At 65.3% G+C, this 11,075-nt stretch carries 7 protein-coding genes; 4 read left to right on the top strand and 3 right to left on the bottom strand.

What is annotated here, in order from left to right; translation table 11 throughout:
- The 3 genes from R3175_RS17430 to urtA all read right to left on the bottom strand — a co-directional run.
- A partial coding sequence (locus R3175_RS17430; protein ID WP_413231791.1) for an ABC transporter permease subunit occupies positions 1–729 on the bottom strand: 729 nt, incomplete at its 3' end.
- A 3-nt stretch (positions 730–732) separates the two neighbouring features.
- Positions 733–2,334: an urea ABC transporter permease subunit UrtB gene (urtB, locus tag R3175_RS17425; RefSeq protein ID WP_318945618.1), complete on the bottom strand. Its 1,602-nt coding sequence runs from the start codon at positions 2,332–2,334 to the stop codon at positions 733–735.
- 101 nt (positions 2,335–2,435) lie between these two features.
- Positions 2,436–3,734 carry an urea ABC transporter substrate-binding protein gene (gene urtA / locus R3175_RS17420; protein WP_318945617.1) on the bottom strand — a complete coding sequence of 433 codons (1,299 nt, stop codon included), beginning with the start codon at positions 3,732–3,734 and terminating at the stop codon, positions 2,436–2,438.
- A gap of 488 nt (positions 3,735–4,222) precedes the next feature.
- Between urtA and atzF the strand changes: the two genes are divergently transcribed.
- The 4 genes from atzF to R3175_RS17400 form a co-directional block, all read left to right on the top strand.
- On the top strand, positions 4,223–6,079 hold the full coding sequence (gene atzF / locus R3175_RS17415) for an allophanate hydrolase (RefSeq protein WP_318945616.1): 1,857 nt from the start codon (positions 4,223–4,225) through the stop codon (positions 6,077–6,079).
- Positions 6,080–9,712: an urea carboxylase gene (gene uca, locus R3175_RS17410; RefSeq protein WP_318945615.1), complete on the top strand. Its 3,633-nt coding sequence runs from the start codon at positions 6,080–6,082 to the stop codon at positions 9,710–9,712.
- Positions 9,713–9,801: 89 nt separating this feature from the next.
- The gene (locus R3175_RS17405) at positions 9,802–10,518 is read left to right on the top strand and encodes a GntR family transcriptional regulator (protein WP_318945614.1); all 717 of its coding nucleotides are present in this window, start codon (positions 9,802–9,804) and stop codon (positions 10,516–10,518) included.
- Positions 10,519–10,617: 99 nt separating this feature from the next.
- On the top strand, positions 10,618–11,075 hold a 458-nt coding region (locus R3175_RS17400), incomplete at its 3' end, for a 2-dehydropantoate 2-reductase N-terminal domain-containing protein (RefSeq protein ID WP_318945613.1).

The following is an 11,075-nucleotide window of genomic DNA, read 5'->3' as shown; positions in this document are numbered from 1 at the left end:
CCGGCCCAGCTTGCTGAGCACGATGCCCCGGCAGACCACGTAACCGATGGCCAGGGCGATGCCGGTGGCGATGAACAGCGCCAGACGGGTGGCGTCGGAACGCAGGTCGAAGCCCAGGATGTCCTTGAAGTCGGTGAGGCCGTTGTTGCCGCCGAAACCCATCTCGTTGCGGAAGAACGCCAGCATCAGCGCAAACGTGAGCGCTTGGGTGATGATGGACAGGTACACCCCGGTGACCCGCGAGCGGAACGCCAGGAAGCCGAACACCAGCGCCAGCAGGCCGGGGGCCAGCAGCACCATTGCGAAGGCAAACCAGGCCATGTCGAAGCCGTGCCAGAACCAGGGCAGTTCCTGCCAGTTCAGGAACACCATGAAGTCCGGCAGCACCGGGTCGCCGTAGACGCCGCGATCACCGATCTGGCGCATCAGGTACATGCCCATGGCGTAGCCGCCGAGGGCGAAGAAGGCACCGTGGCCCAGGCTGAGGATACCGAGGAAGCCCCACACCAGGTCGACGGCCACCGCCAGCAGGGCGTAGCACAGGTACTTGCCCAGCAGGGTGACGGTGTAGGCGCTGACATGCAGGGCGTGGCCTTCCGGGAAGACCAGGTGCAGCAGGGTGACCAGCGCGACGGCGGCAAACAGGACGCCGAGGAACAGTTGCGTGGAGCGCTCGTTAAAGGGGCGCAGCAGCCACGGCTTGGAGGTATTCAGTGTTGATGAGCCCATGACTTATCCTTCGGCAGCACGGCCCTTCTGCGGGAACAGTCCGCGCGGGCGTTTCTGGATGAACAGGATGATGAAGACCAGCACTACGATCTTCGCCAGGACCGCACCGGCCCAGGGTTCCAGGACCTGGTTGATGGTGCCGAGGGACAGGCCGGCCACCAGGGTGCCCCAGAGGTTGCCGACGCCGCCGAACACCACCACCATGAACGAATCGATGATGTAGCTCTGGCCCAGGTTGGGGCCGACGTTGGTGATCTGCGACAGCGCCACCCCGGCCAAGCCGGCGACGCCGGAGCCGAGGCCGAAGGTGAGGATGTCCACCTTGGTGGCCTTGATGCCCATGGAGCGGGCCATGGCGCGGTTCTGGGTGACGGCGCGGACTTCCAGGCCGAGGCGGGTCTTGCGCATGATCAGCATCAGCCCGGCGAACACCACCAGGGCGAAGCCAATGACGTACAGGCGGTTGAGGGTCAGTGACAGCGCTTCGTTCACCATCAGCGAGCCGCTCATCCAGTCCGGGGTGATCACCGTCCGGTTGAGCGGCGAGATTACGGTGCGCACCAGCTGCTGCAGGATCAGGCTGACCCCGAAGGTGGCCAGCAGGGTCTCCAGCGGACGCCCCTTGAGGTGCTGGATCACGCTGCGCTCGATGGCGATGCCCGCCAGGGCCGCCACCAGGAACCCGGCGGGAATGGACAGGATCAGCGCCAGGCCGGGCTGGCCCGGCAGCAGTTGCTGCATGCCCCAGGTGGTGTAGGCACCGAGCATGATCAGTTCGCCGTGGGCCATGTTGATCACGCCCATCACGCCGAAGGTGATGGCCAGGCCGATGGCCGCCAGCACCAGCACCGAGCCGAGGGAGAGGCCGAAGTACAGGGTCTCGGCGGCGCTGTTGAGTTTGAGTTTGGTCTCGATGCTTTCCAGGGCCTTGGCGGCGGCGGCCGCCAGTTCGGCGTCGTCGCTTTGGGCGGCGTTGTTGAGGGCCGCCCGGGCCTGGGCGTTGAGGCTGCCGGACAACACGGCGACGGCCTCAATATCCCCCTGCGCCACCCGGTAAATGGCGCGGGCTTCTTCCAGGGCGCTGCGCACGTCGCTGTCGGTTTCGGACGCCAGCAGGGTGCCGATCCGTTCGGCCAGCTCGGCGTCCACCTCGCCCTTGAGGGCGCGGGCGGCGGCCAGCCGGGTGTCGGCGTTGGCCACGGTCAGGTCGATGACCGAGAGAATGCCCTCCAGCTCGTTGCGCAGGGCATTGTTGATTCGGATGCGGTCCAGGTTGCGGCGGGACACTTCGCCAACGGTCTCGCCTGTGAGGGCGTCGGCAACGGTCCAGGTGCGGCCCCGGTTCTCCAGCACGATGACAAACTGGCCGCTGTCTTCCATACGGCTGAGCTTGCCGTCGGCAAAGGCCTCCAGCCAGGTGCGGGCGCGCTCGTCCCCGCTGCCGGCGATGTCGCGGATCACCTGCTTCTTTTGTGCGTAGGAGGCGTCTGCCAGGGCCTCTAGCAGGGCCGTGGCTTCGCGGTCGTTGGCCTGAGCCATGGTTGCCGGCCCCAGGGTGAGGCAGAGCAGCATCAGCAGGCCGGTGAGCGATCGCAGGATGCTCATGTGTGACTTCCTGTGGTTCATGGAGTGGGTGGCTGGCTAACGGTGAAAAACCAGGGCAGGCGCCGGAGTACCGGCACCCGCCCCGACAGGGTCAGCGTGACTTACTCGCCGGCGACTTCGGCGGCGCCGCCACAGCTGTGGGTCACCACGTTGTAGTTGCCGCACTCCAGCGGCTTGCGCCAGTCACTGATCAGGTCCTTGGAACCCGGCAGGAAGTCGGACCAGGCATCGCCGGCCACGGTGGACGGGGTTTCCCAGACCACGGAGAACTGGCCGTTATCCTGGATCTCGCCAATCAGCACCGGCTTGGTGATGTGGTGGTTCGGCATCATGGTGGCGTAGCCGCCGGTCAGGTTGGGCACGGTAACCCCGATGATGGAATCCTTGACCGCGTCCACGTCGGCGGTGCCGGCCTTCTCAACCGCTTCCACCCACATGTTGAAGCCGATGTAGTGGGCTTCCATCGGGTCGTTGGTGACCGCTTCCTCGTTGCCGGTGTACTCCACCCAGGCGTCGATGAAGTCGTAGTTGGCGTCGGCATCCACGCTCATGAAGTAGTTCCAGGCGGCCAGGTGGCCCACCAGCGGCGCGGTGTCGATACCAGAAAGTTCCTGCTCACCCACGGAGAAGGCCACCACCGGGATGTCGGCGGCCGAAATGCCCTGGTTGCCCAGCTCGCGGTAGAAGGGCACGTTGGCATCGCCGTTGATGGTGGAGACCACGGCGGTTTTCTTGCCCTGGGAGCCGAACTGCTTGATGTCGGCAACGATCGACTGCCAGTTGGAATGACCGAACGGGGTGTAGTTGATCATGATGTCGTCTGCCGCGACGCCATGGTCTTTCAGGTAGGTTTCCAGGATCTTGTTGGTGGTGCGGGGGTACACATAGTCGGTGCCCGCCAGTACCCAGCGCTCCACACCGATCTCGTTCATCAGGTAGTCCACCGCCGGAATCGCCTGCTGGTTGGGCGCCGCGCCGGTGTAGAACACGTTCTCGGAGGATTCTTCACCTTCGTACTGAACCGGGTAGAACAGCAGGCCGTTCAGCTCTTCCACCACCGGCAGGACGGACTTGCGGGACACCGAGGTCCAGTTTCCGAATATCACGTCCACCTCTTCCTTTGCCAGCAGCTCGCGGGCTTTCTCGGCGAACAGCGGCCAGTTGGAAGCGGGGTCCACCACCACCGGTTCGAGCTGGCGGCCCAGGACACCGCCTTCCTCGTTCTGCTTCTCGATCAGCATCAGCATGGTGTCTTTCAGGGTGGACTCACTGATGGCCATGGTGCCGGACAGGGAGTGGAGGATGCCGACCTTGATGGGGTCTTCGGCAGCCATGGAAGTCATGGAAATGGAGAGAGCCAGTGCGGAGAGACCAAGTTTCACGTGTTTTTTAATCGTCATGTTGTGCGTCCTTTTCCTGGTTTGGTAGGTACGAGTGTCTTAGCACCTCACCCCTACTGCATCAGCCGTTCCAGAAAACAAAAACACTCAGCATTTTCAATTAGTTACATTGTATACAAGTTATCTCGAGCAAGCCATTACCCACCATTTCTGCACCGTTTCAATTCATTTTTCAGGTCCGAAAACCTCTCAGGCCGCGATCAACAGGGCTGTAAAATCTGCCAAGACTTAATAATAAAACCTTTTTTATCAGAATCTTATGAAACTGCGCGCGAACAGGAAGCGGAATTTCCGGGGAAGCGCCCCGCCATTGGGCGCATTTTGGTGCCAACGCACCATTAGCGTGCAGGATACATTGGGAAGGGAACGGCGAAATCAAGCCAACTATCTGTAATATATAGAATTAACTTGATGCAGAAGATCTGGCATAAGGCTTGCCAATAGCGTTGTATACAAGTTGACGACACCCGACCCCAAAGGGGAGTGCAATGCCTTCAACACTCGGATGGACCCTGGATGACTGGCGCACCGCCTACCGCAATGGCGCATCGCCCGGTGTCCTGCTGTCCGCCCTGCTGACCCGGATCCCATCGGACGACCCGGCCTGGATCGCGGTGCTAGACCCGGACGGCCTGGCCGAGGCGCTCGGCGAACTGGCGCAGACCCTGGCCGAGGCCGGCGGCGATCCCTCTGCCCTGCCGCTCTATGGCATTCCCGTCGCGGTGAAGGACAACATCGACGTCCGCGGCTTCGACACCACCGCCGGTTGCCCGGCCTATGCCTATCGCCCGGTTCGGGACGCGGCGACCGTGACCCGGCTCAAGGCGGCGGGTGCCGTGGTGCTGGGCAAGACCAACCTGGACCAGTTTGCCACCGGGCTGGTGGGTACCCGCTCCCCCTACGGGGTGGTGCCCAACAGTTTCAACCCGGAGGTGATCAGTGGCGGCTCCAGCTCCGGCTCGGCCGTGGCGGTGGCCCGCGGCCAGGTACCATTGGCCCTGGGCACCGACACCGCCGGTTCCGGGCGTGTTCCAGCCGGTCTCAATAACCTGGTCGGACTCAAGCCCACCCGGGGCGCCTTCAGTATAGACGGCGTTGTGCCAGCATGCCGGTCCCTGGACTGTGTTTCCCTCTTTACCCTGACGGCGGGGGACGCCGCCGAGGTCTATCACCTGTTGGCACAGTACGAACCGTCCGATCCCTATTCCCGCCAGGCACCGCCAGCGTTCGCCTGTGACGGCCCGGCAATCCGCCGTCCCGGCCCGCTGCACCGGCTGGCGATTCCATCCTCACTGCCCCGGGATGTGGACGTGGACGTGCGCCTGCAATGGCAGCATTGCCTCGACCAGTGGCGGGCGCTGGGGGTGACGCTGGTGCCCATGGATTTCGGCCGGCTACACGAGCTGGCCGCCTTGCTTTACGAGGGGCCCTGGGTGGCCGAGCGGCACGCCACCCTGGAACCGTTCCTTGAGAACCACGGCGACGCGGTGAACCCGGTGGTGCGGGAGATCATCGCCACCGCCCGGCAGTTTACCGCCAGCGACAGTTTCCGCAGCCTGTACCGGCGCGACGAGCTGGTGCGCCAGATCGACGCCAGCCTGGCGCAGGTGGACGGCCTGCTGGTGCCCACCGCGCCGCTGGCCCCCACCATCGCCGGGGTGGAGGCAGAGCCGGTCGCCCTCAACAGCCGGCTGGGGTTGTACTCCAATTTCGTCAACCTGGCGGATTTCTGCGCCCTGGCGGTGCCCGCCGGGTTCCGGGAAGACGGCCTGCCCTTCGGCGTCACCCTGATCAGCGGGGCCTGGCGGGACGCCGACCTGCTGGCCCTGGCCAGCCGCTGGCTCAACGCCCAGCCTTCACCACTGGGGGCTACCGGCCTGCCCCGCCCACCGGAACCCCTGCTCCCCCCTCGGCCGGACACCACCATTACCGTGGCGGTGGTGGGCGCGCACCTCAGCGGCATGCCGTTGAATCGCCAGCTCACCGAGCGGCGGGCGACGCTGCTGGGGGCAACCACCACGGCACCCCGGTACCGACTCTACGCCCTGGCGGACACTGTGCCCGCCAAGCCCGGCCTGCGGCGAGTCAGCAAGGGCCAGGGCGAAGCCATTGCGGTGGAACTCTGGGAAATGGCGGCCACCGCGTTCGGTTCCTTCGTCGACCTGATTCCCCCGCCGCTGGGACTTGGTAACATTGAGCTTTCCGATGGCCGCTGGGTCAACGGTTTCATCTGCGAGGGCTATGCCCTGGAGCAGGCACGGGACGTCACCCACTACGGCAGCTGGCGCGCCTATGTGACCGACCGCCAGCAGGGCCAAACCGGCTCCACCCAGGAAAGCTACTGAATGTTCAACACCGTACTGATCGCGAACCGGGGCGAGATAGCCGTCCGCATCCTGCGCACCCTGAAACGGCTGGGGATTCGCAGTGTCGCCGTGTACGCCCACGAAGATCGCCACAGCCCACACGTGGCCCTGGCCGACGAAGCGATTGCCCTGGCCGGACAGGGCGTTGCCGAGACCTACCTGGACACCGACCAGGTGCTGGCCGCCGCCCGCCAGAGTGGCGCGGAGGCCATTATCCCGGGCTATGGATTCCTGTCTGAGAACGCCGGCTTTGCCGAGGCCTGTGCAGCGGCGGGCATCGTGTTTGTAGGCCCCACCCCCGACCAGATACGGGCCTTCGGCCTCAAGCATTCCGCCCGGGCCCTGGCGCAACAGGCCAATGTGCCCCTGCTGCCCGGCAGTGACCTGCTCACCTCACGGGACAACGCCCTGGCCGAGGCCGATCGCCTGGGTTACCCGGTGATGCTGAAAACCACCGCCGGCGGTGGCGGCATTGGCCTGAGCCACTGCAACGATGGTGCAGAACTGGAGCAGGCCTTCGAAGCGGTGCAGCGCCAGGGCCAGCAGTTCTTTGGCGACGGCGGGGTGTTCCTGGAACGCTACGTTCCCAACGCCCGCCACGTGGAAGTTCAGGTTTTTGGCGACGGTAGCGGACAAGTCATCGCCCTGGGGGACCGGGACTGTTCGTTGCAGCGCCGGCACCAGAAGGTGATTGAGGAGACGCCCGCTCCCAGCCTGCCCGAGGGCGTTCGCAACGCCATGTCGGCGGCCGCCATTGCTCTGGGCCAATCAGTGAACTACCGCTCTGCCGGTACCGTCGAGTTCATCGTCGACACTGATCGTGACACCTTCTATTTTCTGGAGGTCAACACCCGACTGCAGGTGGAGCACCCGGTGACCGAGGCGGTGACCGGCATCGATCTGGTTGCCTGGATGCTCACCACCGCCGCCGGCGAGGGCCCGGACCTGGCGACGGTCACGCCCAAGCCGCAAGGCGTCGCCATGGAGGTACGGCTGTACGCGGAAGCCCCCCTGCGGGACTTCCAGCCTTGCCCTGGCGAGCTGACGGAAGTGCGCTGGCCCGGAGACGGCGTGCGCATCGACACCTGGGTGGAAACCGGCACCGAGGTGTCCGCCCGTTACGATCCGCTGCTGGCCAAGCTGATTGTCCACGGCGATGACCGGCCCCAGGCCCTGCAACGCCTGAGGGCTGCCTTGGACGCCACCCGGCTGATGGGCATCAGCACCAACCTGGACTACCTGCGCCAAGTGACTGCGCTTCCGGCGTTCGACACCGCCACCATGACCACCCGTACCCTGGACCGTTTCAACTACTGGCCTCAGGCGCTGGAAATACTGCAACCGGGCACCTACACCACGGTTCAGGATTACCCCGGCCGGGTGGGGTACTGGCACATCGGTGTGCCGCCGTCGGGGCCGATGGATGACTACGCCTTTCGCCTGGCCAACCGGGTGGTGGGTAATGCGCCCTCGGCCGCGGGGCTGGAGGCCACCCTGGTGGGGCCGGAGCTGAGGTTCCACCGGGCTGCCGTGATCGCCCTCTGCGGCGCGCCCACCGACGCCACCCTGGACGGCGAACCGGTGCCCTTCTGGACCCCGGTCTCCGTCGAATCCGGTCAGGTGCTGAACACCGGCCGTGCCCGGCAGGGTTGCCGGACCTATCTGGCCATCCGTGGCGGCATCGACGTGCCCGAGTATCTAGGCAGCCGGGCCACCTTTGCCCTGGGCCGGTTTGGCGGCCATGGCGGCCGGCCACTGCGCCAGGGCGATACCCTGGCGCTCGGCGAGGCGGCAAACCCGGCCAGCCACACAACGGCACCACCTCAGGCGCCCATGGCCGCCGATCCGATGCTGGTTCCGGACTACCCCAGTCACTGGGAGATCGGTGTGCTTTATGGTCCCCATGGCGCCCCGGATTTCTTTACCGACGCCTCCATCGAGCGGTTCTTCAGTCACAACTGGGAGGTGCACTACAACTCCAACCGGCTGGGCATCCGCCTCAAGGGGCCCAAGCCCGATTTCAGCCGGCCGGACGGCGGCGAGGCGGGTTTGCATCCGTCCAACATTCACGATTGCCAGTACGCCATCGGCTCCATCAACTTTACCGGTGACATGCCGGTGATCCTGACCCGGGACGGCCCCAGCCTGGGCGGGTTCGTGTGCCCGGTAACCATCGCCAGTGCGGAATTGTGGAAGGTGGGCCAGGTGAAACCCGGAGACACCATTCGCTTTGTGGCCATGGACCACGACACCGCGGTGGCCCTGCGCAAACGCCAGACGTTGGCCATCGAGACACTGCAGACGCAACCGGCGGTGTCCTGGCACCGGCCCGCGCTCCTAGCGTCCGGCGAGCGTTCCGCCACCCTGCTGGCCCACCGGCCCACCACCGCGCTACGTCCGGCGGTCAGCTATCGCCGCGCCGGCGACCAGTACCTCCTGCTCGAATACGGCGACGACGTACTCGACCTGGGTGCCCGGCTGCGGGTGCATGCCCTGATGGAGGCCATCGAGGCCCGCCGACCCGAGGGCCTGCTGGAACTCTCCCCCGGGGTCCGCTCTTTGCAGCTGCGTTACGAGCCCACCACCCTGGACCAACAGGCCTTGATGGACTTCCTGATAGCGCTGGAAGACCGGCTGCCACCGGAAGACCAAATCACGGTGAGGAGCCGGGTGATTCACCTGCCCCTGGCCTTCGAGGACAGCGCCACCCTGGACGCGGTGGACCGTTACCGACGATCCGTACGGGATGAAGCGCCCTGGCTGCCCAACAATGTGGACTTCATCCAGCGCATCAATGGTCTGCCCAGTCGCGAGGCGGTGCGGGACACCCTGTTCCGGGCCCGTTACCTGGTGCTGGGCCTGGGGGATGTCTACCTGGGCGCGCCCTGCGCGGTGCCCCTGGACCCCCGCCACCGCCTGCTGACCTCGAAATACAACCCGGCCCGCACCCACACCGCCGAGGGAACCGTGGGCATCGGCGGGGTCTATATGTGCATCTACGGCATGGATTCCCCCGGTGGCTACCAACTGGTGGGCCGCACCCTGCCGATCTGGAACAAGTACCTGAAGAACAACCAGTTCCGGGACGGCTCGCCGTGGCTGCTGCGGTTCTTCGACCAGATCCGCTATTACCCGGTGTCCGAGGCGGAACTGGAACGTCAGCGGGAACAGTTCCGGTGCGGGCAACTAACGATCCGCATCGACGAGGAAGATTTCAACCTGGGGGACCACCAACGCTTTTTGGCAGAGCATCGGGAAGACATCGAACGCTTTCGCGCGCGGCAACAGCAGGCGTACGCCCTTGAGGCGTCCAGATGGCAGGAGGTGGAACCCGCCGAGCCGGCCAGCCTGACCCCGGCCACGGACCCGACCGGGGAGGCCGATCTGTCCCGCTTTGGTGAAACGATACGGGCGGAGATGGCGGGCAATATCTGGCGCTGCCTGGTGCAGCCTGGCGACCGGGTCCGCTCGGGCGACACCCTGATGGTAGTGGAAGCCATGAAAATGGAGTTTGAAGTGAAGGCCACCGTCAGTGGCCAGATCAGTGCCCTGCATACCGCCACCGGCCAGGCAGTGGCACCGGGAGAACCGCTGCTGAGCATCGACGTTTAGCAAGAATGAGTGGGGCGTTGCCGGTCACCGGCCCGTGCCCCTGTTGTGAGATCTCAGCCGTAACGACGGTGACAAGTGGGAAACGAGCTATGACGGTAAAACCAGTACCGCGTCGCAAGGAAAGCATGGCAGACCGGGTCTACGAGGCGTTGAAGGAGGACATCTTCGAGTTCCGCCTGCTGCCCGGGGACAAGTTCAGCGAAGGGGACGTGGGCACCCGCCTGCATGCCAGCCGCACGCCGGTGCGGGAAGCCCTGTACCGGCTTCAGCGGGAAGGCTATGTGGACGTGCTGTTCCGCAGCGGCTGGCAGGTCAAACCGTTGGACTTTGAGCTGGTGGGGGAGCTGTACGACCTGCGGATCACTCTGGAACGGGCGGCCGTGCACAAGCTCTGCGAGATGCCGGAGCCACCCCAGACGCTGCGTACCCTGACCGCCATCTGGAACCCGGACCACCCCTCCGAACGAGCGGTGGGCAGCACGGTACGCGCGCTGGATGAAAGCTTCCACTGCGACCTGGTGGCGGCGGCCGGCAACCGGGAGATGGCCCGCATCCACCGGGAGATCACCGAGCGCCTGCGCATCATCCGCCGGCTGGACTTCACCCGCGACGACCGCATCGACGCCACCTACCGGGAGCACTCGGAAATCCTCGAGTTACTACGCCAGGGGCGTGCCGAGGAGGCGGCCGACAAGCTCACCCGCCACATCCGCATCAGCCAGGAAGCGGTCCGGGAAATCACCATGGAGAAAATCCGCGAAGCCGCCGCGGCCCACCGACGTCCCGACACCGCACGCCAGGATTGACAAGCGCCCGGACCCCGGTAGAGTCGCTGGGTAGCTGGAGAAACGTCGCTCGCTACCGGTCGGCGACGACTCCAGGTGATTTCCGAGCGGATGCGAACTATGGACAACTCGACCCAGCCACCCCGGGTGGTCATCTTCGGTGCCGGCAGTGTGGGCTGTTACATCGGCGCCCGCCTGATGTCGGCGGACGTGGACGTGACCTTCATCGGCCGCCCACGGATGCAACAGGTGCTGAAAGAGCACCCGTTACGGGCCACCGATTACGAGGGCTTCCACTACGAGGCCTACCTCAACGAGGGGCAGTACCTCACCACGGCCGACGTGGCGGCCCGGGCCGACCTGGTGCTGGTGACCGTGAAGTCTGCCGCCACCGAAGAGGCCGGCCGCACACTCGCAGAATATGTGGCACCGGGGACCCCGGTGATCAGCCTGCAAAACGGCATATCCAACGCCGAGCGTTTGCAGGCCGTGATGCCCGACGCCAACGTACTCGCCGGCATGGTGCCGTTCAATGTGCTGCAGCAGAGCCCGGGGCACTTCCACCACGGCACCGAGGG

The sequence above is a fragment of the Marinobacter sp. genome, assembly GCF_033722735.1.
GTDB lineage: Bacteria > Pseudomonadota > Gammaproteobacteria > Pseudomonadales > Oleiphilaceae > Marinobacter.
This window is presented reverse-complemented; position numbering and strand designations above follow the sequence as displayed.